Here is a 24452-nt window from a genome sequence, read left to right on the forward strand (position 1 = left end):
GATTCGAGCCATGCCTGTCAAAGCACCGATCACTCAGGATGTCATGACATTACCGCGCAAGTTGCCCGAGGGTCCGCAAAACCTTGTCGGGCTGACCCGCGATGCGATGCGCGCTGCGTTGATTGCCAGCGGCACGCCGGAGAAACAGGCGAAGATGCGGGTTGGACAGATCTGGCAGTGGATTTATCAATGGGGCGTGCGTGATTTCGACGCGATGACCAACCTCAGCAAGGCATTTCGCGCTGATCTAGCCGAGAATTTCGTGATCGAAGTGCCCGAAGTCGTCACCAAGCAAGTGAGCACCGATGGCACCCGCAAGTATCTGGTCCGGATTGCGGGCGGTCACGAGGTTGAGGTGGTGTATATCCCCGAAGAGGATCGCGGCACGCTTTGCGTCAGCTCGCAGGTCGGTTGCACGCTGACCTGCTCGTTCTGTCATACCGGCACGCAAAAACTGGTGCGCAATCTGACGGCTGCCGAAATCATCGGGCAGGTGATGATTGCGCGGGACGATCTAGGGGAATGGCCGCAGACCGGCACACGCACCTACGAGGCGCGGATGTTGTCGAACATCGTTCTGATGGGAATGGGCGAGCCGCTCTATAACTTCGAGAACGTGCGTGACGCGATGAAGATCGCGATGGACCCCGAGGGTATTCAGCTGTCGCGCCGCCGGATCACGTTGTCGACATCCGGGGTCGTGCCCGAAATCGCGCGCACGGCGGAGGAGATCGGCTGCCAGTTGGCGGTGTCGTTCCATGCCACAACGGACGAAGTGCGCAATATGTTGGTACCGATCAACAAACGTTGGAACATCGAGAAACTGCTGGACGCTCTGCGCGAATATCCGAAAGTGTCGAATTCCGAGAGGATCACTTTCGAGTACGTCATGCTTGACGGGGTGAACGACAGCGACGCGGATGCGCATCGGTTGGTGAAGCTGATCGAAGGAATCCCGGCAAAGATCAATCTGATCCCGTTCAACGAATGGCCCGGTGCACCCTATAAACGGTCCTCGAACAACCGGATCCGCGCCTTTTCCGAGATCGTTTATAAAGCCGGCTATGCCTCGCCGGTGCGCAAGCCCCGGGGCGAGGATATCATGGCCGCCTGTGGCCAGCTGAAATCGGAAACGGAACGTGCGCGTAAATCGAAACGCGCGATCGAGGCGGAAGCGGGCGTTTCGCAGGGGTGATCGTCCCGCCGTCGGAACCCTTTCGAGAAACGCATGTTGAAACCAGCGGTCCGCTTCGAAAAACTGGACGCGTGACTCGGCGGATTGTTCAAGCTCTTACTGAATATCGGCATGGCGCTTGTCGATTATCTTCCTGTTCTGGCTCCTGGCGCGGGGTATTTCCGCGCTTATACGGCGGTCCGCGCGGTCGCGGGGACGCGATAGTCTGGCAGAGGTCGCCGGATCGCTGATCAAGTGGGCGATCATCGTTGTCGGTTTCATGCTGGGGTTCACGATCGCCGCGCCGACGGTATCACCGGGCGACCAGATCGCGTCCGGTGGGCATGAAGGCACGGTTGAAAACATCGAAACCCGTGCGACTCTGATCATAACCTACGACGGGCGGCGTGTGGTGATACCGAACTCGGAGTTCTACGCAGATAGCGTCGGCTGCAACGACGATTGGGATGCGACGCGTCAGATCATGGAAGAGGCCTGTGCGTCAGTCAGCGGCGTATCGAAAAAGATGGCGACAGAAACGATCCCCTGCGGCTCTGGGCGATTTTGCCAACGTGGTGCGCTTGCGCTGGTGGACGAAATCCGACCGCAGCAGTCAAATTCATGTTTTCGGTGATGTGTCACAGGCGGTGTACAAGGCGCTTGACGAGAAAGGGATCGACATGCCCTACCCGACGCAGGTGCATCTGTTTCACGACCAGACCGAAGAGACCGATGGCGACCGTCGCAAGCAGCTCGCAACACCATTAGGAAATATCCGCGGGCTGATATAGTTGAGTCCGATTTCAGGATGTCGACGCGGCCAAGCAAGCTGTATCCGTTTGCGGGAAAACTGACGGGTTGGTTGCTGACGGAGCAGTGTAAATCGCGCAAAGACCGGCCCACTGCCAAGCGGATGCATGCGGATCTGGTACAACTGGGTTTTGACGGTTCTCCTGAGAGCGTGGTGGCATGTGCGCGCCTGGAAGGTTGATCGGCAGCACGTACGGCAAACGACATTCGTGCCGCTGGTGTTTCGACCTGTCGAGGCGTTCCGGTTGGATTGGGCTACCATTATCGGCAGTGAGCGCGTTGAGCTTCAAATCGCCCGCATCAAGCTGTCACATGGCCGTGCGTTTCTGGTGCGGACCTATTTGCGGCAGACCCACAAGATGCTGTTTTGATGCCCACTGGCCTGCTTTCCGTGTTTTCGGTGGCTCCCAAGCTGCAGCAAGGCGTCATGATTCTGCGCGCCTCTGGCCCGACGCCGCAGTGAATTCGGTGTTGATCAGCGGACCTGACACTGAAAAATGCCCAAGACTGGGAAGATCGCTGAGGTACCGATCAAAACGAACCTCGTGATCCTGGATGAGTTGGGTTACCCGCTGTTCAGCACATCCAGGCGGCGCGCTGCTGTTCCATCTTTCGAGCAAGCTCTACGAGCGCACCAGTGTGATCCTCACAACCAATCTCGTCTCTAAGAATTGGCGAGGGTGTTCGGGGTGCCAAAATGATCACTGCACGGCTCGACCGGCTTCCCACCCCCGAGTTGGATGAACCGGCCCGCACGACAACCATGTTCCCGGGTCGACCCGGCCTGTGGTTCAGAAAAAATCTCTTACACCCCGCCCAAAGACGCGGACCGGTTTTTCGAAAGAAAAGTCCCTCTTCTGGACATCAATCCACTTGGTTGATCTGTCATTGTTTCGCGAAATGCATCAAAAACGCTTCAACCGGTGATTGTTGAAAAACCTTGGTTCCGCCGCAATCCCAGCCGATTCCTGCCACCAAAGCGGAACAATCTGTTTCCCGAGACACCTCAATAAGGAGACAGCAGATGTCCATCATTATGAAGAAAGACGCCTTTGCCACCAAGGAAGTGCTGCAGATCGTGGAGCGCGAGCGTGCCATCGCTTTGTCGGACCGTGAATGGAAGCATCGCCTCGCTGGATACGGCTATTCCATCCGCGATACCACGGATGGCCAACGCGTTCTGGAAACGCTGCCCCATGGTATCGAGGTCTGCGTGCTTCCCCAGACGTTTTTCAGCTGACAGCCTGCCGTCCCGGCACCGTTTCCCGGGCCGATCGATCGCCCCAATTTTCAAGGGCTTCGACTGCTTCCTGCGCTGTTTCGACAAATCGGAACAGGTCCAGATCTTCGGCCGAGATCGTGCCTGCATCAGCTAAAGCATTCCAGTTGATGATGCTTTCCCAGAATGCACGCCCGAACAGAAGGAAAGGTACCCGCTGCATGCGGCCGGTCTGGATGAGCGTCAGCGCCTCGAATGTTTCATCAAGCGTGCCAAAGCCGCCGGGGAACACGCATATCGCTTTGGCCCGCATCAGAAAGTGCATTTTGCGAATGCCGAAATAGTGGAAGTTAAAGCATAATTCGGGTGTGACATAGGCATTCGGTGCCTGCTCGAACGGCAGCACAATGTTAAGGCCGATGGAAACGCCGCCCGCATCTACGGCGCCGCGGTTCCCCGCTTCCATCACGCCGGGCCCACCGCCGGTCACGATGACACCTTCCCGTCCACCGCCCTCTTGTGATTTCAAGGTCATCAGCCGCGAAAACTCCCGCGCTTCGTCGTAGAAATGCGACAACTCCGCCAGCTTGGGCGTGCGCGCCGCGCTTTTGTGCGCCGGTTCCGGGATCCGGGCGCCGCCGAACAGCACGATGGTGGATATCACGCCCTCTTCATTCAGGATCAGCTCGGGCTTGAGCAGTTCGAGTTGCAAACGCACCGGACGCAGTTCATCACGACACATGAACTCATCGTCGGTAAAGGCGAGCCGATAGGTCGGCGCCTGCGTTTGCGGTGTGACCGGTACCTCGCTTACCGCATCAATATCGGTATGCGCATCGCGCAGCGGATGCTTGGGCTTCTTGCTCATCTGATCTCCGTTGTTACTGCTTCTTCTTTGCACCATGCATGGGTTTGCGACCGGTTGCCACGCCGATATGCGCTGCGGTGCATTCCTATCAAAGATTGCGCGATGCGCGCCGCACAGCTATAGCGCCAGTCAATAGTTTCATTTGACCGGAGACGACACATGTCCAATGCACAACTCGAAAAAGCAATCGAGGCCGCGTGGGAAGACCGCGACAGCATCACGGCCGCCACCACGGGCGAGATCCGCGACGCAATCGAGGAAACGCTAGAGGCGCTGGACGGTGGCAAGCTGCGTGTGGCGGAAAAGCAGGACGATGGCGCATGGCGGGTGAACCAATGGGCCAAGAAAGCTGTCCTGCTCGGCTTTCGCATCAAGGATATGGAACAGCATGACGGCGGCCCGCAGGGCGGTGGCTGGTGGGACAAGGTCGACAGCAAGTTCAAGGGCTGGGACGACGCACATTGGAAAGAGGCCGGATTTCGCGCCGTGCCCAACTGCGTCGTGCGCAAGAGCGCCTATATCGCACCCGGCGTGGTTTTGATGCCGTCGTTCGTGAACCTCGGCGCCTATGTTGACGAGGGCACGATGGTCGACACATGGGCCACGGTCGGCTCCTGCGCACAGATCGGCAAGAACGTGCATCTGTCGGGCGGCGTCGGCATCGGCGGCGTGTTGGAGCCGATGCAGGCTGGCCCGACTATTATCGAGGACAACTGCTTTATCGGGGCCCGCTCCGAGGTGGTCGAAGGCTGCATCGTACGGGAAGGATCGGTCTTGGGTATGGGCGTGTTCATCGGCCAGTCGACCAAAATCGTCGACCGCGAGACTGGCGAAGTGATGTACGGCGAAGTGCCCAGCGGTTCGGTCGTCGTGGCGGGCACCATGCCATCGAAAAACAACGTCAGCCTCTACTGCGCGGTGATCGTGAAACGGGTGGACGAGCGCACCCGCTCGAAAACATCGATCAACGAGCTCTTGCGTACCTGATCCGGTGCGGTTGCCGGTTCTCTGTTTGCTGGTGTCGCTGTCTGCTGCAGCGGCACAGGCCGGACCATACGATGGCCGGTACCGGCCACTGCAGGAAATTGGCGACAGCTGGGATTGCAAGAGCATCGGTGTCGAGGGCGGGGCGATCCTTATCACATCGGGCGCTTTTTTCACCGTCGGTAGCCGGTGTGCATTGCGCAACCCGACGCGGGTCGTCGGGATGGACGGCACCCTGTACGATGCGATTTGCCGCGCCGATGCAGAACCCTGGCAACGCCGGATTATGATCCTCAAAACCGAAACAGGTATCGCCGTTCTGCAAAAGGGCGCGCACATCAGTTATCTGCGCCGCTGCGAGTGACGGGGAACCCAAACGCAGGGAACTGCGTTTGCTCTAGAATACGTAAACAGGAGAATGAAATGGCGGGCATCGGTTGGGTAATGTCGATCATCATCGGGGCACTTGCCGGATGGATCGCGGAAAAGATAATGAAAACGGATCATGGTCTGATCCTGAATATCATTCTGGGGGTTCTCGGCGCGATTATCTTCAACTGGATTCTGTTCGCGGTTTTCGGTTCTACGCTCGGTGGCTGGATTGGTCAGCTTTTCGTTGCAACGATTGGCGCTTGTATTCTGATCGCCGCAGGGTCGATGATTCAGCGCAAGCGCTGAACGCTTTCCAAAGGCAGATCTTGACGATAGGGCTGTGCGCGAAACTTTTCAAAGGTCCGTGCACATGCCCGATACCACCCCACCTAAAAAAATCTCTCGGCAGCAGGTCTATACCCTGCTGATAGAAATCGGTCGAAAGAAGGGCGATGGATTGCCCGATACGGCGACCGGCGCTGCGTTGATGTGCTTTGCCTCCGGTATCGACGAGGCCGAAGCAGTGCGCGAAACCGTAGCGATCCTCAAACAGGCTGACACTGCGCCACTGGATGTTACCGGTTATGGTACCTTGGAAGAGCGCGAGGCGGATGGTGACGAGATCGATCCGGAAGAGCGCGCTTTGATGAAGCGTGCTCTTGACGAAAACTCTGTCATCATAGCGCAGATGACGCCGTTCTACGACTGATCCATCATGCTCATGCGGCGCGGCGCTTCGCCAGATGGATCGCTTCGTACCATTTCAGCACTTTGTGGATCGGTGCCGCATGTTCAGGCAGATCGTTGCGGTCGACACCGAACATCACACTTGAGGCAAGCTGGTGCGCATCACGTCGCATCCGGCCGATATACATGCTTTCAAGGGGGGCACCCGCGGCCAACACAGTTTCATGTTGCGGCAAGATCAGTTGATTATAACGGATGGTATGACCCCAGGGTTCGTCCTGTGCTGCAAATCCATTCACGAGATGGCGCGCGGGAGCCAGCACTTTTTCGCAGGAAAAAAGATACTCGACCTCCGGACCGTCGATGGCGATACGTTGGTCAGGCGCGACAAAGATATCCTGTTGCAAACCAAAGTAGGGCGCACGCATCCGGATGGGCGCGAAACTGCCCCGTGCAGGCACGCAGCGCGACACGTTTTGCAAAACCGGCACGACGTCGCCCTGCGCCGAATATACGGTGTCGCCCCGTTTCAGGCTGCCCGCGTCGCGAAACCCCCAAGGCGTTGCGATCGGCGTATTCGGTGTAAGGGACGGGTTTGGTCCGATCGGTTCGATCTGGTCCGACAGCGCCGCGAAAACCATGTCTTGCGCATAGGTCTGCTGGCCGCGTCCCAACATGAGATCGCGCAAATCGTCGAGGGTCAGCGGCAGGGGGTTCTCGACGGCCACGCTGGTCTCGAACGCTTCCCCCGCCTGCTCAAGTGTCAGGCGGCCCCAGTTATATTTGATGTCCCAGGCGTAGGTGACACGCACTACTTCGGCGCGTCCGGCATTCTTGTGCGCGATGGCGGCATGGGCGATGGAATCGCCCTGCACCTGTACCATTGCCAAACCGCCACCGGGGATCGCCTGAAAAACAAGACTCCGGTGCATCGGATGCGGCGTGGTATAGCCGAACAGGACCTGTGGCCGCGAGTCCTCGGAAACCTGCGTCTCGAAAACGATACTGCCCCGCGACAGCACCTGATCTGGCCGGTCGGGACAGATCGGTTCGGCGCGTTTCTCCGCACCTAGACCATGCAAGGAAAGACGGCGGTCGTTGTGATCGACCAATGCAAGCCATGTCATGATCAAGCCGCCTTTGCAGCGCGCAGAAGCTCTGCTTCATATCGTTTCAACATCCGCCGCGCGGCGGTGGGAAAGCCCGCGCCGGTCGCTGGATCGAGCTCGGGAAAGAGGCTGAAGATCTCGGCGACGGCCTCAGCTTCGAAGCTGGAGCTTGTTTGCGGACCAGGAAGAAAGCTTTCGGTTTCGAGCCCTTCGGAAAATACCACTTGGTGGCGGTCGAACAGCAAATGTACATAGGTCACGGTACCGCCCGCGCGGCGGGTGATCGACACATCATTCACCAGATCGCGCGCTGCAACCAGCACCTCGTCTTCACCGAACAGCAATTCGGCAAGAACATCCCTGATCACGACCCGGTGCAACGGCGATACGAGAAGATCGCGGTGCGCGCCGAATGTGCCCGCACTGATGTGAACCGGCGCAAAAGGCCCTGTCGCGGTCACGTTGCGCGACCCGATCCAACGCAGCGGTTGTGCGCCTTCGTCTTTTGTCAGCACCATGTCACCGGGCCGCAGGGTTTCCGCGGGTCTATCGCCGTCGGGCGTAGAGATCAGCGTGCCGGCGACGAAGCACGGCACCGATGTTGCATTGACGAACCCGACATCGCTGCTGGTGCCGTTGCTCATCGTATAGGTGAAGTTAAAATCTTCCTCGTCCCCATCGCCGACAACACTAAACGTGCCGTCCGCGTTCAGAGTGACTTCCTGCCCCGTCGGCAACGTGATGGTCGACCCCGCGCTGACCGACTTGCCGTTGACGTGGGTAATAGTCAGCGTTCCACCGCCATTGTTGATATCGTTGTCCAGAACGTCGAGGGTCGTGGTGCCGTCCGGGTAGACGTTGACGTTATCGGATACGGCAACCAGCGTCGTTTGAACCGATCCCCCCGCGATGAGAAGATTGGAGTCGTAGTTGCTGTCAGACACATCCGCGATGGCGATCCGCATCGAGTTGGTCTGACCCGCGTTGACGTTCATCGTCAGGGTCATGGTGATGGTGAACCCGTCCATCTCGGTATTGTATTCGTCGTTCTGGTTGTCGACATACATGTTGATATTGTTGGTCGTATTGATGTTGCCGGGGTCGGTGTCACCGTTTCCCACATCCAGTTCGACCAGCTGACCGTTGATCCAGACGCCGACGAAATCCTGATAGATTGAATTCTGGAATTCCGGATACTCTTCCGAGGAAAACACGAACTGCATCGTCATGACAGAGGAATCGGGGATGAAATCGACATCCAGCACGGAGCCATCATAGGTTCGCGTGCCAGCCGCATTGTTGAACTGGCTGTAGTTGTCGATGCCGCTGACGTTGGTACCGGTATCGGTGTCCTGATTGGCCTGTCCGCGACTGTTGGTGAAGTCCTGCGCGTTACCTGTTGACAAGATCACGCCGCTGTCGGACGGGGCGACCCCCGGCATCACGCTGTCTGCGTTCGAATAGGTGCCTGCGCTGTCGATATCGCCATAGTAGGTGGCGCCGGTGACGGTCACGCCCTGACCAAAGATCTCTTGCGCCATTTCCGTGGCGCTTGTTCCCTCACGCACGGTTTCGATAGGGAGTTCCGACGCTGTTACCATGTGACTGCCTCAAGCCTTTTCTTAAGACAGCACAAGCCACGGGCGGACAGGGGAACACCCCCATGTCCAACAATGCCTTATAGATGGGATCATCCCTGTTTTCAGGTGATTGATCTGCTCTTGCCCTGCCTCGGGTCATTTATTGAACCCAAGGTACCACAGTTTTGACATAAATGAAGCGTGATTTGCGTGACGAAGCCGGGGGGTGGCGCTTTTTCACCACAGGGGGGATAAGGATCGAAATATGCCTTAATCCGGAGTTTTGCGATGTCCCCCGTTGATCCCGTCGATCTGACCGCCTCCCTCGTGCGCTGCCCTTCTGTCACGCCTGAAGATGCTGGCGCACTGGATGTTCTGCATGATCTCTTGGCCGACGCGGGCTTTAGCTGTGCATGGGCTAATCGCGGCGGCATCCGCAACCTGTTTGCCCGCTGGGGCACTGCTGGCAACGCCCGCAGCTTTGGGTTCAACGGACACACAGATGTGGTGCCGGTCGGGGATGAAAGCTCTTGGACGATGCCGCCCTTCGGAGCCGAGATCAGGGACGGGGTTATGTACGGTCGTGGCACGACGGACATGAAATCCGGGGTTGCCGCATTCGCCGCCGCAGCCGTGGATTTCGTGCGCGATACGCCGCCCGACGGTTCCATCGTCATCGCCATCACCGGCGACGAGGAAGGCGATGCTGTGGACGGCACCACTGCGCTGCTGGAGTACATGGAGCAGAATGGCGAGCGCATGGACGTCTGTCTGGTGGGTGAGCCGACGTGCCCTGAAAAGATGGGCGAAATGATCAAGATCGGGCGCCGCGGGTCCATGACGGTCAAGTTCCGCGTGATCGGCAGACAGGGTCATTCCGCTTATCCCCACCGTGCCAACAATCCACTGCCCGCGATGGTGCGGATGATGGACCGGCTCGCCAGTCACGAATTGGACACCGGAACCGAGCATTTCGACGCCTCCACGCTGGCGGTCGTGACCGTGGACACCGGCAATCCGGCGACGAACGTCATCCCGGCAGAGTGCCGTGCAACGGTCAACATCCGGTTCAATGACAGCCATTCAGGCGCCAGCCTGAGCGAATGGATCGAGAACGAGGTCACCGCGATCCGCGAGCGGTTCGGCGTCGAGGTCGAGACTCAGGTAAAGATTTCAGGCGAAAGCTTCATCACGCCACCGGGCGCACTGTCCGATTTGGTGAGCGGCGCCGTCGCTGCAGTCACGGGGGTCATGCCGACGCTGTCTACCACCGGCGGCACATCCGACGCGCGCTTTGTGAAATCGCATTGTCCGGTCGTTGAATTTGGCCTTGTCGGGCAATCCATGCATCAGGTGGACGAGCACGTCCGCGTCGACCATATTCATGAACTCAAAGCGATCTACAGCCGCATCCTGAAGGACTATTTCGCATGATCGTGATTGCACCGACAGATGAGCCCGAGGTGTGCTATGCCCTGCGGCACAGGGTTTTCGTCGAGGAGCAGGGATACACTGTCGAGGGCGAAGTGGATGATCTCGATCCGCACAGCCATCATCTGCTGGCGCTCGACGGCGAAACGCCTGTCGCCACTGCCCGCATCTATCTTGATGGGCCAACGGCCAGGATCGGACGCGTCTGCGTGCTCAAATCCCATCGCGGACAGGGGTTGGGTGCGGATCTGATCACGGCGGCGGTGCAGCTTGCAGGTGCGCACCCCGGTATCAGCCGCGCGGTTCTGGGCGCACAGGCGCATGCAACTGGATTTTATGGCAAGCTGGGCTTTACCGCCTTCGGCGCGCCCTACGACGATGAAGGAGAGCCCCATCAGATGATGGAACGCCCCCTGTGAAGCGCACCCTGATCGTGATGGTCAAGGAACCGCGTGCTGGCCGTGTCAAAACGCGACTGGGGCGCGAAATCGGGATGGTCGCCGCCGCGTGGTGGTTCCGCCATCAGGTCCGCCGCCTGCTGCGCAGGATTGAAGATCCGCGCTGGCGTGTCGTTCTGGCGGTGGCGCCGGACCGGGCCGGGGTGCTGTCGCGGGTACTGCCTGCGCATCTGGCGCGCTGGCCGCAGGGGAAGGGCGATCTGGGTGTGCGGATGGCGCGGATGTTGCGTCAAGCGCGCGGTGGTCCGGCCTGTGTGATCGGAGCCGACATTCCCGGTGTCACACGTCCGCGTATCGCGGAAGCCTTTGATGCGCTGGGCAGCCATAATGCCGTGTTCGGTCCCGCTCCCGACGGCGGCTACTGGCTGATCGGTCTCAAGCATCCTGCTATGCAGCCCCCCGAATTTCTGCACACCGTGCGGTGGTCAACGGATCATGCTTTAACCGACAGTATCGCAACGCTCAAGGGCCACCGGATTGCCCGCGTTGCCACCCTGCGCGACGTCGATTCCGCTGCTGATCTAAAATAATGTGACGCGACCCCATGTGCGTGCTACCTCAACCGGCATGAACAATATCCCATCCAAGCAAGAGATCCTCGAATGGATCGAACAAAACCCCACCCTGACCGCCAAGCGTGACATCGCCAAGGCCTTCGGGATCAAGGGGGCCGCCCGCATCGACCTGAAACAGCTGCTGAAAGAGCTGGAGGCCGAAGGTCATCTGGAGAAACGCAAGAAGACCTACAAAGACCCCGACCGCCTGCCGCCGGTCTCGGTTTTGCTTGTTACCGGGCCCAATGACGATGGCGATCTATACGCCAAACCGATGGAATGGCAGGGCGAAGGGGTTGAGCCAGTTGTCTTGCTGATCCCGCGCGGCTCCGATCCGGCGCTGGGCGCGGGGGACCGGATCCTTGCACGGCTGACGCTGGTGAAGGGCGAAGACCACCATTACGAAGGGCGCCTGATCCGGCGGATCGGCACCAATCCCAAGAAGATCATGGGCGTATTTCGCAAACATGCGGAGGGCGGCCGGATCCACCCGATTGACAAGGGCGCGGACAAGGAATGGGTCGTCCATGCCGATGCGATGGCCGGGGCGCAGGATGGCGAGCTGGTCGAAGCGGAGCTTGCCGGTCCGAAGGGGCGAATGGGGCTTCCGCGCGCGCGGGTGGTCGAACGGTTGGGTGATCCGTCCGCGCCGCGCGCCGTGTCGCTGATTGCGATCCACCAGCACAACATTCCCGATGAGTTTCCCGACGACGTGATCGCAGAGGCGGACGCCGCTAAGCCCAAAGGTTTGAAAGGGCGCACCGATCTGACGCGGATGCCGTTGATCACCATTGATCCGTCGGACGCCCGCGACCACGACGATGCGTGTTTCGCCGAAGCGGACAGCGACCCGAAGAACGACGGCGGTCATATCCTGTGGGTCGCAATTGCCGATGTTGCCGCCTATGTCACGCCGGGGTCCGCGCTGGACCGCGAGGCCCGAAAACGGGGCAATTCCACCTATTTTCCCGACCGCGTCGTGCCGATGTTGCCGGACCGTTTGTCGGGTGACCTGTGTTCGCTCCACGAGGGTGTGCCGCGCGCCTGCATTGCGGTGCGCATGGTTCTGGACGCCGAGGGCAACAAGATTAACCATGATTTCCACCGCGCCCTGATGCGTTCACCGGCCAGCTTGCATTACGAAGAGGTGCAAGGCGCCATCGACGGTGCGCCGAACGACCGAACCAAGCCTTTGCTGGAGCCAGTGCTCAAGCCGCTCTACGCGGCATATGGCGCACTTAGACACGCGCGTACGCGGCGACAACCGCTGGATCTGGATTTGCCCGAGCGGCGCATCGAGCTGGATGACGACGGCAATGTGAAGTCCGTTAATTTCAAGGAGCGTCTGGACGCGCACCGCCTGATCGAGGAGTTCATGGTGCTGGCGAACGTGGCGGCCGCCGAAACGCTGATCGCCAAAAAAATTCCGCTGCTATTCCGCACGCACGAGGAACCGGCGCCCGAAAAGCTGGAAAGCCTGCGCGAAACGGCGGCGGCTGCGGGGTATACACTGGCAAAGGGGCAGGTGCTGCAAACGGCACATCTGAACCGGCTGCTGGACCAAGCGGCGGGCAGCGCGGATTCCGAGCTGATCAATATCTCCACGCTACGCTCGATGACGCAGGCCTACTACGGCCCCGAACACATCGGGCATTTCGGCCTCGCGCTGCGTTCCTACGCGCATTTCACCTCGCCGATCCGGCGGTATGCCGACCTGATCGTGCACCGCGCGCTGATTACGGCGCATGGCTGGGGTAAGGACGGGCTGTCGCCGCATGACACTGAGGACATCGAACAGACCGGCACGCACATCTCGGAGACCGAGCGCCGCTCGATGATTGCAGAGCGCGACACAACCGACCGCTATCTTGCGTCCTACCTGTCAGAACGTGTCGGCACCGAAATGACTGGCCGGATCAGCGGCGTCGCCCGTTTCGGCGCGTTCGTCAAGCTGGACGAGACCGGTGCCGACGGTCTGATCCCGATGCGCAATATCGGGCGGGAATATTTCCATCACGACGCCGATGCAGGGACGTTGATGGGGTCGGACACCGGCACCATGATCGGTATCGGGCAACGTGTCACCGTGCGGCTTGCCGAGGTGACGCCGATCACCGGGGGCATCGCGCTTGAGCTACTAGAAATCGAAGATCAGAGAATGCCGCAAGGGCGTCAGAGCCCTGCAGGGCGCAGTTCGCCGCGCAAGGGCAAGAAAGCCAAACTCAAGAAGGACAAACTGAAGCGGAAGGTCAGAAGGTCCCGAACCTAAGACGCCATCGGATCTATTGCACCGGCTGGTGTGTGCGGGCGACACACCATTCACATACAGGCGTTGCGACAGGTACGTAGGCCAGGACAACGCGAAAATTCTGCTGTACTTGCGCGATCACATGGGGCTGAAAGCGGGCTGAAGATCGCCAACGGTGATCATGGCATCTTTGCTTGGCCGTTGATCGTACCTAAACTGGAAACACTTGATCTGGTCGGAGTTTCGCAATGCGCTGGGTTTATCTGATGATGCTGGGCCTGTGCCCGGTCGCAGGGCATGCCGAGGCGGTGCGCCCCGTCATTCGACCTCAACCCGATGAGTCCCGAAGCGACGCGGGCCTGCAAATCTGGATCGCCGCGTTTCGGCCACGGGCACTGAAGGCTGGTATTGCGCCTGATCTCTACGACCGCGCCATGCGTGGCATCGGTTACGATGAAAAGGTGGTAGAGCGGGACCGTAACCAGTCTGAGTTTACCAAAACGATATGGGATTATCTTGCAACCGCCGTATCCGATCTGCGCATCGCAAACGGTAAAGCGGCGTTGAACAGGGAAATGCCTGCGCTGGACGCAATCGAGGCGCGATACGGCGTGCCCAGGGAAATCGTGACGGCGATCTGGGGGCTGGAAAGCGCCTATGGCACATTTCGTGGCAGCGATCCGGTGCTGCAATCTATGGCATCGCTTGCCTATGAGGCAAGGCGTGCAATTTTCTTTGAACAACAGGTGATCGCCGCTCTGACGATCCTGCAAACTGGCGACACGACGTTGCGAAACCTGACCGGAAGCTGGGCCGGCGCGATGGGGCACACCCAATTCATGCCGACATCTTTTATTGCTCACGCAGTGGATTGGAACAAGGACGGGCGGCGCAACATCTGGGGCGAAGATCCGCAGGATGCGCTTGCGTCGACCGCGGCTTATTTGAAGGCGAACGGATGGGTGACGGGCCAGCCTTGGGGGGCCGAGGTGATCTTGCCCGAAGATTTCGATTATCTGCTGGCGAACCGGGACCTGCGCAAGACCCCTGCGGAATGGGCCTCTCTAGGCGTTCTGGATCCGCAGGGCGAGGCGATCCGCGAGGACGCGCTGGCGTCCATCCTGCTGCCTGCAGGTGCCGAAGGCGCTGCCTTTATGGTGTTCGATAACTTCGAGGTACTGGAGAGCTACAACACCGCCGATGCCTACGTAATTGCCGTCGGGCATCTGGCGGACCGTATTGCGGGCGGCGCTGCATTTCGGGGCGATTGGCCGCGTCAGGATCGTGCGTTGACTTTCGATGAGCGAATCGAGTTGCAGGAGCAGCTGACAGCCCAAGGGTTCGACACGCAGAAGATAGATGCGAAAATCGGGCCGCTAACGGTAAATGCGGTGCGGCAATGGCAACTGTCGCAGGGGTTGGTGCCGGATGGGTATGCCTCTCCCCGCGTGCTTGCGCGTCTGCGGGAAGAGGCCGTGCGTTAACTCGGAGACATTCCGCGCAATCTTTCCGATCGGCGGCGCAGCAGTTCCACTACCGTCAACAGACAGATCGAGATGAACACAAGGATCGTTGCAACCGCGAGGATCGTCGGGCTGATCTGTTCGCGCAGACCGATGAACATCTGCCAAGGCAGTGTTTTCTGACCGGCGGAACCTACGAACAGCACCACGACGACTTCGTCGAACGACGTGATGAAGGCAAAGAGCCCACCGGAAATCACACCGGGCAGGATCAGCGGCATCTGGACACGGAAGAACGTCGTCACCGGGTTTGCGCCCATGTTCGCCGCCGCGCGGGTGAGGGAGCGGTCAAAGCCGACCAGCGTCGCCGTAACGGTAATGATCACGAACGGAATGCCCAAGGCGGCGTGCGCCAGAACGACCCCGATATAAGTGCCCTGCAATCCGACCCGGCTGTAGAAGAAGTACATGCCGGCGGCCGAAATGATCAGTGGTACGATCATCGGCGAGATCAGGATCGCCATGATGGCGCGGCGGAAGGGCACATGCGGTTGGCTCAGCCCGATGGCTGCCAGTGTCCCGAATGACACCGACAAGAGCGTCGCGACGGGCGCGATCTGCACCGAGTTGCGCAGTGCATTCTGCCAGTCATCATTGGTAAAGAAGTCGCGGTAATGTTTGAGCGAGTAGCCTGCGGGGTCAAACCGGAGCATCTCCGGGGTGAAGGTAAAGAAGTTCTCGGCGTTGAAGCTGAGCGGCATGACCACGAGGATCGGCGTGATCAGGAAAACGAAGATGGCACCGCAGATCGTGCGGAACGTGAAATGCCACAGTACCTGTCCGGGGGTCAGATACGGCGGCAACTTGGCGCGGTAGCGCCCTTCGTAGAGCCAGAAGGTCAAGAACCCGAAGAACCAGCCGAAGAACGTGCCGATCACAAGTCCGGGTATCCCCGCAAGCAGGAAACCCGCCAGTGCAACGAGAACGGCAAGGCCCCAGCGGGAGGCTGTTTCGTTCTTGATGATCTTGGTCATGACAAAGGCAAGCGCACCCATGATGACCGCGCCGCCGATGACACCGATCAGAAGGCTCCCCTGACCGGTGCCGATGAACACGCCGAAAAAGGCGCCGAAAGCGGCGACGACCGGCACATAGAAGCTGGGCGCGGTGCGCGAAATTGGTGTGAGTGCAACCATGAGTCCGCTCCTTATCCGAGTTTCACGTTATCGATGCCGACGATCTTGTCGTAGGCGTAGTAGAGCAGCAGAACCGCCGCCAGCAGGATCGCGCCCAGCGCAGCGCCAAGGCCCCAGTTGAGCGAGCTGGAGATGTGATAGGCGATCCGGTTCGAGATGAACGTACCGCTTGTGCCGCCCACGATTTCCGGCGTGATGTAATAGCCGATGGCCAGAATGAACACGAGAATGGACCCCGCGCCGATACCCGGAATGGACTGGGGGAAGTAGACCCGCCAGAACGCGGTCCAGTTCGTCGCACCAAGGCTCTTGGCCGCGCGCAGGTATGTCGGCTGGATCGTCTGCATCACCGAATACATCGGCAGGATCATGAACGGCAGCAGGATGTGCGTCATCGCGATGATCGTACCCGTCTGGTTGTTGATCAGAACAAGCCTGTCGTCGGTCGCGACCAGTCCGAGCCAGACCAGCGTGTCGTTGATGACACCTTGCTGTTGCAGCATGACTTTCCATGCGGACGTCCGCACCAGCAGCGATGTCCAGAACGGCAGAAGCACGAGAATAAGCAATAGATTTGCGTTGCGCGCCGGCAGATTGGCGAGGATCCATGCGACAGGATAGCCCAGTAGAATGCATGAAAGGGTGATCGTGATCGACATCACCATCGTGCGCCAGAACAGGATGCCGTAGATCCGCTCGTTCTCGGGGCGCAGTTCGGGCCCGTCGATGGATTTCTGCATGTCTATCGCGTTGAGAAAATAGCCGTTGGTGAACTTTGGGCTGTAGATCTTGATCGTGCGCCATACGTCGATCGAATGCCAATCCTCGTCTATGTCCAGGAAGGCTTCGGAATAATCGATGGTTTCAAATCCGGTAGCCGCTGTTGCGGCGGACTTGATCTGTTCCGCGGCCGGGCCGGAATAGGCGGCGATGGCCGCCGCGTCGGCGCGCGTCAGGTCGTCATAGAAAGATGAATAGATGACCGCCCACGGGTCTTCGGTGTAGACGTTGTCTTCATCCTCGGTGCGGACGTAATTCGCAAAGCGGGTGTAGCTTTCGGCGGTGGCGGGCAGGATATCGTCAATGCCATCGCGCAATTCGAAACGCGGCTGGCGGTCACCGGAATCGGCGTCCCATGCCTGAATATCGGCCAGCCATTCATCCGAGGCCATGAAACTGGTCCAGTTTTCGCCGGTCTTCCAGAAATCGTCGAGATCCTCGAACTGGTCCTGAAAGACTTCGCCCATGTCCTCTACGCTGCGCCCGGTTTTCCGGAAAAGCGAGGATACGCCGGTCTGCTCGTAGTTGAGACGCGAGCCAAGGCGCGAGTGCAGCTTGGCCTCCTGAGCAAAAAACATATCGTCGTAGAGTGCCTCGAAAACGGCCTCGTCGGGGATCGTATCCCCTTCGGCGTCCCAGTCTTCGAGCGCGGCGGTTGTTTTGGGCAATGTTTCGGAAACGATTTCATTTTCGACAGAGCGGAACAACATGTCCGCGATGGGTGCAATAAAGGTGACGAGCACGAAAATGAGCAACGGTGCGACAAGCGCGAGCGCACGCAGCTTTTGCAACCGCAGCGCCCGGTTGAGCGATTGCTTGAGCGGGCGGCCATCGGCGGCCAGAACCGGCCCCTTCTTTTCGGCCGCATCCGCCATGCGCAGGGCGTCATCGGGTGTCGGTGCGGTATCTGCGGTTGTTGCGTCTTTTATATCGCTCATTTTTACCCCGTTGGCTCAGCTCGAATATGGAAAAGTGACTAACGAATAGAGGGTAGAAAGAGAGGGCCGCGAGGGCCCTCTCCAACAATTCAACGGTAGCTTATTGTACCAGCCATGCCTGGAATTTCGCGTCGATGTCGTCGCGATAGTCAGCCCAGAACTCGTAGTTGAATACGAACACGTTCGTGGCGTTTGCAGGGTCTGTTGGCATGTGCGGCGCCATTTCGATGCCCAACTCGGCGTGCTGGCCAACCAATGGTGCAGAAGACGCGCGCGCGGGACCGTAGGAGATATACGCGGCCTGATCAGCAAGACGTTGGGTATCTGTCGCGAATTTCACATAGTCCAGCGCACGGGCCTTACGCTCGTCCGACAGGCCTGCTGGAATGATCCAGCCGTCCAGATCGAACATCTGACCGTCCCAAAGCATTGCAACATCCTGGTCCTGCTCTTCGATCACGGAGAAGAGGCGGCCATTGTATGTGGAGCCCATGACGACTTCACCATCAGCCAGAAGCTGTGGCGTATCGGCACCTGCGGACCACCAGACAACGCTGTCCTTGATGGTGTCGAGCTTGGCCAGAGCCTGCTCTTGACCTTCTTCCGTTTCCAGCACGTCGTAGATCTCGTCCTTGGCTACGCCATCACACAGCAAAGCCCATTCCATGTTGCCGATCGGACGCTTCTCAAGGCTGCGCTTGCCTGGATACGCTTCGGTGTCGAAAATATCGCAAACGGAAGTCGGTGGCGTGTCGCCAACGAGATCGGTGCGATAGCCGAATGTGGTCGAAAAGACGATCTGCGGAATGAAGCAATCGTTGATCAGCGTATCACCGAAGTCGTCGGTCGGTGTGGAGCCATCGTCGCCGGCTTTCAGCTGTTCGTCAAAGTCGATTTCCATCGCGAGACCTTCGTCGCACAGACGGAACGAATCCGCTGCTGTCACGTCGACCACATCCCACGAGATGTTGCCCGCTTCGTTCATAGCGCGGAGCTTCGCAACAGCTTCAGCCGAGGATTCATCGTTGATGATGTTCACGCCGGTCTTCTCGGCATAGGGCTCGCTGTAGGCCTTCTGTTGGCTGTTGGAGTATGCGCCGCCCCAGGAAACGATGGTCATTTCGTCGGCCATATGCGCCTCTGCGCTGGCCATGCCAGCAGCGAATGTAAGGGCGGTAGAGGCCAGTAGCGTATTGGTCAGTTTCATAGATAACTCTCCCAAGTTTCTTCCCGTTCAGTATAGTTCAAGGCTGCAACAACGGGTTTGGCCGCAGCCTTTTTTCGATCACACAGCTCAGTGCGCTGCGTGATATGACGCGCGCAATCAACGTCAGGCGTCCAGCGCGCGGCAATCTTCTGGCAACCAGCCGATCTCGATCTGGGTGCCGGGTTTGAGCCGGACCTGATCGGGGGCGTTGCGCGTCTTGATGATGAAATCATCCTTGCCGGCCACTTTCAGCCGGGTGCGGAAAATATCACCCATGTATATGAATTCCAGAACTTCCGCCTTGAGGGTATAGGCACCCTCCTGCATCCGCTCCTTGTTGTACTCGACCCGCTCGGGGCGGATGGAGACGCGCGTGCGTTCGCCAGCCTTGGTCACGTTCACCGGCTTGGCCGCGATGACTTCGCCACTGTCGAGTTTTACGAGGGCTGTGTCGTTCTTGATTTCCTGAACAACGCCTTCAAGCGTGTTATTCTCGCCGATGAACTGCGCGACAAAACTGTTCTGGGGTGCTTCGTACAACTCGTCCGGTGGGGCAAGCTGCTGGATGCGGCCATCCTCGAACACCGCGACGCGATCGGACATGGTCAACGCTTCGGTCTGGTCGTGCGTAACGTAGACTACGGTGATACCCAGATCATGCGCCAGATTGGTGATCTCGAACTGCAGTGTTTCGCGCAGCTGCTTGTCGAGCGCGCCAAGCGGTTCATCCATCAGGACGAGCTCTGGCTCGAACACCAGCGCGCGCGCCAGCGCGATCCGCTGCTGCTGACCGCCCGAAAGCTGCGCGGGGCGGCGTCCGGCGAAATCATTCATCTGTACCATGCCCAGCGCGCGATTGATCTTTTCTTCGCGGGTGGATTTGCCCATCTTGCGCACTTCCAGCGGGAAAGACAGGTTTTCGGCCACCGTCATATGGGGGAAGAGGGCGTAGTTCTGGAACACCATACCAATGCCCCGCTTATGCGGTGGAATATTGTTGATCGACTTGCCACCAAGGCGGATGTCGCCGTGCGTCGCCGTTTCGAAACCGGCTAGCATCATCAGGCACGTCGTCTTGCCAGAACCCGATGGCCCGAGCATCGTCAGAAACTCGCCTTTCGGCATGCTGAGGTTCAAATCCTTGACGACCAGATTCTCCCCGTCATAGCTTTTTTGTACGCGATCGAATTCGACGAATGCGTCGTTGTTGGTTCCATCGGCCAATGTTTTGGCTCCCCGTGCACGTTTATTGTTGCTTTGTGATGAGCAACTAAGCGCATCCGGCCCCGCGTTTGCAACTGGATAACGACAGATTGTTCATAATCGGGTCGATTCAGGGCGAATTCCCTGAATTTTTCAGCATTTCAGGAAAATCGCCCATCCAGGATGCGGTATGCGCCCGATCCCCCCGCGGGGATTGGCGGTTCTCAGGTGGCAGCTTTGAGCATATCGCCTTCTTTGAGTGCCTTGTAGGTATCGTCGAGCGCAGCTTTTGCTCGGGTGTGAAAGATGTCGATCTCTTCTGCGGTTATCACCAGAGGCGGAGAAATGATCATTCTATCGCCAACGTGACGCATGACCAGATTGTTCGCGAAACACCGCTCGCGGCACATGAAGCCGGCGGTGCCTTGGTCCATCGCGAACTTCGCGCGATTTTCCTTCTGCGGCGTCAATGGCAGGGATGCCATCATGCCGCACAGGTTCAACCCGCCGACCACCGGATGGTCAGCCAGCTTTTCCAGCGCATCTTTGAGCGCGGGAGCCGCGACGTTTCTCACGTGATCAAGAACGTTGTCATCCTGCAGAACCCGCAGGTTGGCCAAAGCGACGGCAGCACAGACCGGATGGCCCGAATAGGTATAGCCATGGTTGAATTCGACTGCGTTGATCACTTCCGCGATCTCGTCGCACACGATCGACCCGCCGATTGGCGCATAGCCGGAGCTGAGCCCCTTGGCGATGGTCATGATGTGCGGCTTGATCCCCATCGTGGTGGAGCCGAACCAGTTGCCGGTGCGGCCAAAGCCGCAAATCACTTCGTCCGCGATAATCAACACATCGTATTTGTCGCAGATTCGCTGGATCTCCGGCCAATAGGTGCTGGGCGGAACGATCACACCACCGGCGCCCTGCACCGGCTCGGCAATGAAGGCAGCGACGTTTTCCGCACCCAGTTCGAGGATCTTCGCCTCTAGCTCCTGCGCACGGGTGAGACCGAACGCCTCTGGTGTATGATCGCCGCCTTCGGCCCACCAATCGGGTTGTCCGATGTGATGAATGCCCGGTATCGGCATCCCGCCCTGCGCGTGCATGTAGCTCATCCCGCCCATCGACCCCGACCCCATGGAAGAGCCGTGATAGGCATTCTTGCGGCTGATCACATGACTTTTCTGCGGCTGGCCCTTTTCGGCCCAATAGGTGCGGACCATCCGCAGGTTGGTGTCGTTGGCCTCTGATCCGGAGCCTGCGAAAAAGACGTGGTTCAATCCTTCGGGCGCCAGCTTGGCCAATTCCGCCGCCAATGCGATGGCGGGCGTATGCGTCGTGTTGAAAAAGGTGTTGTAGAACGGGAGTTCCTGCATTTGGCGTGTCGCCGCGTCGATCAGCTCTTGCCGACCATAACCGACGTTCACGCACCACAGGCCCGCCATGGCATCGAGGATCTGGTTCCCCTCGCTGTCCTGAAGGTACACGCCCTTGGCCTGGGTGATGACCCGCGCGCCGCGCTCTTTGAGCTCGTCGTTCGTCGTGAACGGATGCATGTGATGCGCGGCATCCAGCGCCTGCAATTCGGCGGTGGGCAGATTGTTCGAGATGATTGACATGGCAGCACCTTGGAAAGAGAAATGAGTTGCTGTCAAAATATGATCAAATTCTTGCAGGGTCAATCAACCTGTCAGGCGAAGGGCAGGTGTGGTATGGCGTGAAGGACTGCCAACCACCGTGCTCTGAATATGTGCGCTGTCACGATTGACGGACGCGCAGAGGCAGGAAACGCCTTGCTGAGTGGATTGAAATTTGATCATATCATTGCCAATGTCGGGCCAACCCGGCAATACCTTTAGGGAGTTTATCATGTTCAAACCACTATTCACAGGTACAGCCGTGCTGGCTTTGATGGCGGGCACCGCGATGGCACAGGAAGTTCGCGTTTACAACTGGTCCGACTATATTGACGAAGATCTGTTGGCGAAGTTTGAAGAAGAAACCGGTATCGAACTGATCTATGACGTGTTCGACAGCAACGAAGTTCTGGAAACCAAGATGCTGGCCGGCGGGTCTGGGTATGACGTTGTTGTGCCTTCGGGCACTTTTTTGCAGCGCCAGATCACCGCAGGCGCGTTTCAGAAACTGGATCCGTCCAAGCTGCCGAACCTCGATAACATGTGGGATGTCGTCGAGCAGCGGACAGAACAGTACGATCCCGACAACGCCTATTCGATCAACTACATGTGGGGCACCACGGGCATTGGCGCGAATGTCGCAAAGGTCAAGGAAGCCTTGGGCGAAGATGCGCCTCTCGATTCGCTCGAACTGGTCATGAATCCGGACAATATGTCCAAGCTGGCCGACTGCGGCGTTCACTTCCTTGATGCGCCGGCAGAAATGCTGCCGATGGCGCTCAAGTACATTGGCGAGGATCCCGACAGCCACGACCCCGAAGTTTTGGCGAAGGCCGAAGAGGCGATGATGCAGATCCGCCCCTACATCCAGAAATTCCACAGCTCGGAGTACATCAACGCACTGGCGAATGGCGATATCTGCGTGGCTGTCGGCTGGTCCGGCGATATTCTTCAGGCCCGTGATCGTGCCGCCGAAGCCGACAACGGCGTCGAAATCGTTTACAACGCGCCCAAAGAGGGTGCGCAGATGTGGTTTGACCAGATGGCGATACCGGTCGACGCGCCAAACGTAGATGCCGCACACACGTTCCTGAACTTCATAATGGATGCCGAGAACATGGCGGCGGCGTCGAACTATGTCTATTACGCCAATGGCAACAAGGCGAGCCAGGAGTATTTGGTCGAGGACGTGATCGATGATCCGGCGATCTATCCAAGCGAGGAAACGCTTAATAACCTGTTTACCACCACGCCGTACCCACAAAAAGTGCAGCGTGTTGTGACCCGCGCCTGGACCAAGGTGAAGTCCGGCACCTGAGCCGATAGACAAAGGAGGCGGCGCTGTGCGGTGCCGCTTCTCGACGCCCTCGATCTCAAGGAACAAAGCAACGTGAGCAGCCCTGTTTTCGCCCCTTGGGACGACCCAAATGAAAAGCCCCTCATCCGGTTCGAGAATGTTACCAAGAGGTTCGGAACCTTTACCGCCATCGACGATCTGACAATCGACATCTATGCACAGGAGTTCTTTGCGCTACTGGGTCCGTCGGGCTGTGGCAAGACGACGATGATGCGGATGCTGGCCGGTTTCGAGACGGTGACAGAGGGCCGCATCCTGCTTTCGGGAAGCGACATTGCACAGGTAGCGCCGAACCAGCGCGCGGTGAACATGATGTTCCAATCCTACGCCCTGTTTCCGCATCTGAGCGTCTGGGACAACATCGCGTTTGGTCTACGCCGCGACAAGATGCCCAAAGATCAGATCGAGGCCCGCGTAGCGGAGATGCTGAAGCTCACCCGGCTCGAGAAATTCGCGCGCCGCAAGCCGCACCAGATTTCGGGGGGTCAGCGGCAGCGTGTGGCGCTTGCACGATCCTTGGCAAAGGCGCCGAAGCTGCTTTTGCTGGACGAGCCGCTGGGCGCGTTGGACAAGAAGCTGCGTCAGGAAACCCAGTTCGAGCTTATGGACATTCAGGAGGGCACCGGCACCACTTTTGTCATCGTTACCCACGATCAGGAAGAGGCGATGACCGTGGCCTCCCGCGTTGCGGTGATGGACGAGGGCCGCATCATTCAGGTCGCCACACCCGCCAACATCTACGAAACGCCGAATTCCGTCTATGTCGCTGATTTCATCGGCGACGTGAACATCATCAGCGGTACCACGAAACCGGCGGGCGCGGATCGGTACCATATCGACTGGGCACCCAATCAGGCCCCGATCGTCGCGACGTCACAGAATTCGTTCAGCGAGGGACAGACCTGCCATCTGGCAATCCGGCCCGAAAAGATCACCATCGCCAAGGACAAACCGGAAGACACCGAGAACGCGGTGCAGGGCAAAGTGCTGGATATCGCGTATCTGGGTAATCTGTCGACCTATCACGTGGAGCTGCCCGGCGGTCAGGTCATCAAGGCGCAAACCGCGAACACCCGCCGCATTTCCAACCGGGGCATCACATGGGAGGATCCGGTCTGGATCCGCTGGAACGCGACCGCTGGGGTGCTGTTGGAGCAATGATCTCGCTGTCGTG

General features: G+C 58.8%; 23 protein-coding genes and 2 pseudogenes. 17 read left to right on the top strand and 8 right to left on the bottom strand.

The genetic code is table 11. The features are described from left to right. Window positions 1-10 precede the first annotated feature (10 nt). The 6 genes and pseudogenes from rlmN (at window position 11) to Q1A06_RS10365 (ending at window position 3224) form a co-directional block, all read left to right on the top strand. Window positions 11-1195 carry a 23S rRNA (adenine(2503)-C(2))-methyltransferase RlmN gene (rlmN, locus tag Q1A06_RS10340; protein ID WP_299562645.1) on the top strand — a complete coding sequence of 395 codons (1185 nt, stop codon included), beginning with the start codon at window positions 11-13 and terminating at the stop codon, window positions 1193-1195. Window positions 1196-1313: 118 nt separating this feature from the next. Then, on the top strand, window positions 1314-1808 hold the full coding sequence (locus tag Q1A06_RS10345) for a mechanosensitive ion channel domain-containing protein (protein WP_299562648.1): 495 nt from the start codon (window positions 1314-1316) through the stop codon (window positions 1806-1808). 1 nt (window position 1809) lies between these two features. Further along, window positions 1810-1965 (top strand): hypothetical protein, encoded by a 156-nt coding sequence (locus Q1A06_RS10350; protein ID WP_299562651.1) that lies wholly within the window; start codon window positions 1810-1812, stop codon window positions 1963-1965. A gap of 29 nt (window positions 1966-1994) precedes the next feature. Continuing rightward, window positions 1995-2389 (top strand): annotated as a pseudogene (locus Q1A06_RS10355) (IS21 family transposase); the annotation flags it as partial. A gap of 134 nt (window positions 2390-2523) precedes the next feature. After that, window positions 2524-2708, top strand: a pseudogene (locus Q1A06_RS10360) (ATP-binding protein); the annotation flags it as partial. A 300-nt stretch (window positions 2709-3008) separates the two neighbouring features. Continuing rightward, the gene (locus Q1A06_RS10365; protein ID WP_299562654.1) at window positions 3009-3224 is read left to right on the top strand and encodes a hypothetical protein; all 216 of its coding nucleotides are present in this window, start codon (window positions 3009-3011) and stop codon (window positions 3222-3224) included. Here Q1A06_RS10365 and Q1A06_RS10370 read toward each other — a convergent pair. Continuing rightward, window positions 3217-4071 (bottom strand): TIGR00730 family Rossman fold protein, encoded by an 855-nt coding sequence (locus tag Q1A06_RS10370; RefSeq protein WP_299562657.1) that lies wholly within the window; start codon window positions 4069-4071, stop codon window positions 3217-3219. The genes Q1A06_RS10365 and Q1A06_RS10370 overlap by 8 nt on opposite strands. Window positions 4072-4230: 159 nt before the next feature. Here Q1A06_RS10370 and dapD point away from each other — a divergent pair, with 159 nt between their 5' ends. From dapD to Q1A06_RS10390, 4 genes are all read left to right on the top strand, one after another. Beyond that, window positions 4231-5058, top strand: coding sequence for a 2,3,4,5-tetrahydropyridine-2,6-dicarboxylate N-succinyltransferase (gene dapD, locus Q1A06_RS10375; RefSeq protein ID WP_299562660.1), 828 nt, complete (start codon window positions 4231-4233; stop codon window positions 5056-5058). A gap of 31 nt (window positions 5059-5089) precedes the next feature. Further along, on the top strand, window positions 5090-5419 hold the full coding sequence (locus Q1A06_RS10380; protein ID WP_299562663.1) for a hypothetical protein: 330 nt from the start codon (window positions 5090-5092) through the stop codon (window positions 5417-5419). Window positions 5420-5478: 59 nt separating this feature from the next. Then, on the top strand, window positions 5479-5733 hold the full coding sequence (locus Q1A06_RS10385; protein WP_299562666.1) for a GlsB/YeaQ/YmgE family stress response membrane protein: 255 nt from the start codon (window positions 5479-5481) through the stop codon (window positions 5731-5733). Between the two features lie 64 nt (window positions 5734-5797). Beyond that, window positions 5798-6136, top strand: a complete 339-nt coding sequence (locus Q1A06_RS10390; RefSeq protein ID WP_299562669.1) for a hypothetical protein — start codon at window positions 5798-5800, stop codon at window positions 6134-6136. A 10-nt stretch (window positions 6137-6146) separates the two neighbouring features. Here Q1A06_RS10390 and Q1A06_RS10395 read toward each other — a convergent pair whose 3' ends face one another. Further along, entirely contained in the window at window positions 6147-7241 is a 1095-nt protein-coding gene (locus Q1A06_RS10395; protein WP_299562672.1) for a Hint domain-containing protein, read from the bottom strand. Window positions 7242-7243: 2 nt separating this feature from the next. Then, window positions 7244-8824 carry a Hint domain-containing protein gene (locus Q1A06_RS10400; protein WP_299562675.1) on the bottom strand — a complete coding sequence of 527 codons (1581 nt, stop codon included), beginning with the start codon at window positions 8822-8824 and terminating at the stop codon, window positions 7244-7246. 267 nt (window positions 8825-9091) lie between these two features. Between Q1A06_RS10400 and dapE the strand changes: the two genes are divergently transcribed. The 5 genes from dapE to Q1A06_RS10425 all read left to right on the top strand — a co-directional run bounded on the left by dapE (window position 9092) and on the right by Q1A06_RS10425 (window position 14978). Then, on the top strand, window positions 9092-10237 hold the full coding sequence (dapE, locus tag Q1A06_RS10405; protein WP_299562678.1) for a succinyl-diaminopimelate desuccinylase: 1146 nt from the start codon (window positions 9092-9094) through the stop codon (window positions 10235-10237). Further along, window positions 10234-10653 (top strand): GNAT family N-acetyltransferase, encoded by a 420-nt coding sequence (locus Q1A06_RS10410; RefSeq protein ID WP_299562681.1) that lies wholly within the window; start codon window positions 10234-10236, stop codon window positions 10651-10653. Before dapE ends, Q1A06_RS10410 begins: the two co-directional genes overlap by 4 nt. Then, window positions 10650-11222: a TIGR04282 family arsenosugar biosynthesis glycosyltransferase gene (locus Q1A06_RS10415; protein ID WP_299562684.1), complete on the top strand. Its 573-nt coding sequence runs from the start codon at window positions 10650-10652 to the stop codon at window positions 11220-11222. Before Q1A06_RS10410 ends, Q1A06_RS10415 begins: the two co-directional genes overlap by 4 nt. Before the next feature lie 37 nt (window positions 11223-11259). Beyond that, window positions 11260-13515 carry a ribonuclease R gene (gene rnr, locus Q1A06_RS10420; RefSeq protein WP_299562687.1) on the top strand — a complete coding sequence of 752 codons (2256 nt, stop codon included), beginning with the start codon at window positions 11260-11262 and terminating at the stop codon, window positions 13513-13515. 227 nt (window positions 13516-13742) lie between these two features. Continuing rightward, window positions 13743-14978 carry a lytic murein transglycosylase gene (locus Q1A06_RS10425; protein WP_299562691.1) on the top strand — a complete coding sequence of 412 codons (1236 nt, stop codon included), beginning with the start codon at window positions 13743-13745 and terminating at the stop codon, window positions 14976-14978. Here Q1A06_RS10425 and Q1A06_RS10430 read toward each other — a convergent pair. From Q1A06_RS10430 to Q1A06_RS10450, 5 genes are all read right to left on the bottom strand, one after another. Further along, a complete protein-coding gene (locus tag Q1A06_RS10430; protein ID WP_299562694.1) occupies window positions 14975-16153 on the bottom strand; it encodes an ABC transporter permease in 1179 nt (392 codons plus the stop codon). The two genes, Q1A06_RS10425 and Q1A06_RS10430, sit on opposite strands and share 4 nt — an antisense overlap. Before the next feature lie 11 nt (window positions 16154-16164). Beyond that, window positions 16165-17808: an ABC transporter permease gene (locus Q1A06_RS10435; RefSeq protein WP_299563296.1), complete on the bottom strand. Its 1644-nt coding sequence runs from the start codon at window positions 17806-17808 to the stop codon at window positions 16165-16167. Between the two features lie 163 nt (window positions 17809-17971). Continuing rightward, on the bottom strand, window positions 17972-19078 hold the full coding sequence (locus tag Q1A06_RS10440) for an extracellular solute-binding protein (protein WP_299562697.1): 1107 nt from the start codon (window positions 19076-19078) through the stop codon (window positions 17972-17974). Between the two features lie 123 nt (window positions 19079-19201). Further along, window positions 19202-20302 (bottom strand): ABC transporter ATP-binding protein, encoded by a 1101-nt coding sequence (locus tag Q1A06_RS10445; protein ID WP_299562700.1) that lies wholly within the window; start codon window positions 20300-20302, stop codon window positions 19202-19204. 203 nt (window positions 20303-20505) lie between these two features. Next, a complete protein-coding gene (locus tag Q1A06_RS10450) occupies window positions 20506-21903 on the bottom strand; it encodes an aspartate aminotransferase family protein (RefSeq protein WP_299562703.1) in 1398 nt (465 codons plus the stop codon). A 250-nt stretch (window positions 21904-22153) separates the two neighbouring features. Here Q1A06_RS10450 and Q1A06_RS10455 point away from each other — a divergent pair, with 250 nt between their 5' ends. Both Q1A06_RS10455 and Q1A06_RS10460 read left to right on the top strand, forming a co-directional pair. Beyond that, window positions 22154-23239 carry a polyamine ABC transporter substrate-binding protein gene (locus tag Q1A06_RS10455; RefSeq protein ID WP_299562706.1) on the top strand — a complete coding sequence of 362 codons (1086 nt, stop codon included), beginning with the start codon at window positions 22154-22156 and terminating at the stop codon, window positions 23237-23239. A 72-nt stretch (window positions 23240-23311) separates the two neighbouring features. Next, window positions 23312-24439 carry an ABC transporter ATP-binding protein gene (locus tag Q1A06_RS10460; protein WP_299563300.1) on the top strand — a complete coding sequence of 376 codons (1128 nt, stop codon included), beginning with the start codon at window positions 23312-23314 and terminating at the stop codon, window positions 24437-24439. The last annotated feature ends 13 nt before the right edge of the window (window positions 24440-24452 follow it).

The sequence above is a fragment of the uncultured Sulfitobacter sp. genome (assembly GCF_947497275.1).
Taxonomy (GTDB): domain Bacteria; phylum Pseudomonadota; class Alphaproteobacteria; order Rhodobacterales; family Rhodobacteraceae; genus Sulfitobacter.

Excerpts from the sequence above, each read along its gene's own strand:
- Q1A06_RS10450 (WP_299562703.1), bottom strand. The coding sequence starts at position 21,903 with ATGTCAATCATCTCGAACAATCTGCCCACCGCCGAATTGCAGGCGCTG.
- dapD (WP_299562660.1), top strand. The coding sequence starts at position 4,231 with ATGTCCAATGCACAACTCGAAAAAGCAATCGAGGCCGCGTGGGAAGAC.
- dapE (WP_299562678.1), top strand. The coding sequence starts at position 9,092 with ATGTCCCCCGTTGATCCCGTCGATCTGACCGCCTCCCTCGTGCGCTGC.
- Q1A06_RS10385 (WP_299562666.1), top strand. The coding sequence starts at position 5,479 with ATGGCGGGCATCGGTTGGGTAATGTCGATCATCATCGGGGCACTTGCC.
- Q1A06_RS10395 (WP_299562672.1), bottom strand. The coding sequence starts at position 7,241 with ATGACATGGCTTGCATTGGTCGATCACAACGACCGCCGTCTTTCCTTG.
- rnr (WP_299562687.1), top strand. The coding sequence starts at position 11,260 with ATGAACAATATCCCATCCAAGCAAGAGATCCTCGAATGGATCGAACAA.
- Q1A06_RS10370 (WP_299562657.1), bottom strand. The coding sequence starts at position 4,071 with ATGAGCAAGAAGCCCAAGCATCCGCTGCGCGATGCGCATACCGATATT.
- Q1A06_RS10365 (WP_299562654.1), top strand. The coding sequence starts at position 3,009 with ATGTCCATCATTATGAAGAAAGACGCCTTTGCCACCAAGGAAGTGCTG.
- Q1A06_RS10440 (WP_299562697.1), bottom strand. The coding sequence starts at position 19,078 with ATGAAACTGACCAATACGCTACTGGCCTCTACCGCCCTTACATTCGCT.
- Q1A06_RS10435 (WP_299563296.1), bottom strand. The coding sequence starts at position 17,808 with ATGGCGGATGCGGCCGAAAAGAAGGGGCCGGTTCTGGCCGCCGATGGC.
- Q1A06_RS10410 (WP_299562681.1), top strand. The coding sequence starts at position 10,234 with ATGATCGTGATTGCACCGACAGATGAGCCCGAGGTGTGCTATGCCCTG.
- Q1A06_RS10390 (WP_299562669.1), top strand. The coding sequence starts at position 5,798 with ATGCCCGATACCACCCCACCTAAAAAAATCTCTCGGCAGCAGGTCTAT.
- rlmN (WP_299562645.1), top strand. The coding sequence starts at position 11 with ATGCCTGTCAAAGCACCGATCACTCAGGATGTCATGACATTACCGCGC.
- Q1A06_RS10425 (WP_299562691.1), top strand. The coding sequence starts at position 13,743 with ATGCGCTGGGTTTATCTGATGATGCTGGGCCTGTGCCCGGTCGCAGGG.
- Q1A06_RS10455 (WP_299562706.1), top strand. The coding sequence starts at position 22,154 with ATGTTCAAACCACTATTCACAGGTACAGCCGTGCTGGCTTTGATGGCG.
- Q1A06_RS10430 (WP_299562694.1), bottom strand. The coding sequence starts at position 16,153 with ATGGTTGCACTCACACCAATTTCGCGCACCGCGCCCAGCTTCTATGTG.
- Q1A06_RS10400 (WP_299562675.1), bottom strand. The coding sequence starts at position 8,824 with ATGGTAACAGCGTCGGAACTCCCTATCGAAACCGTGCGTGAGGGAACA.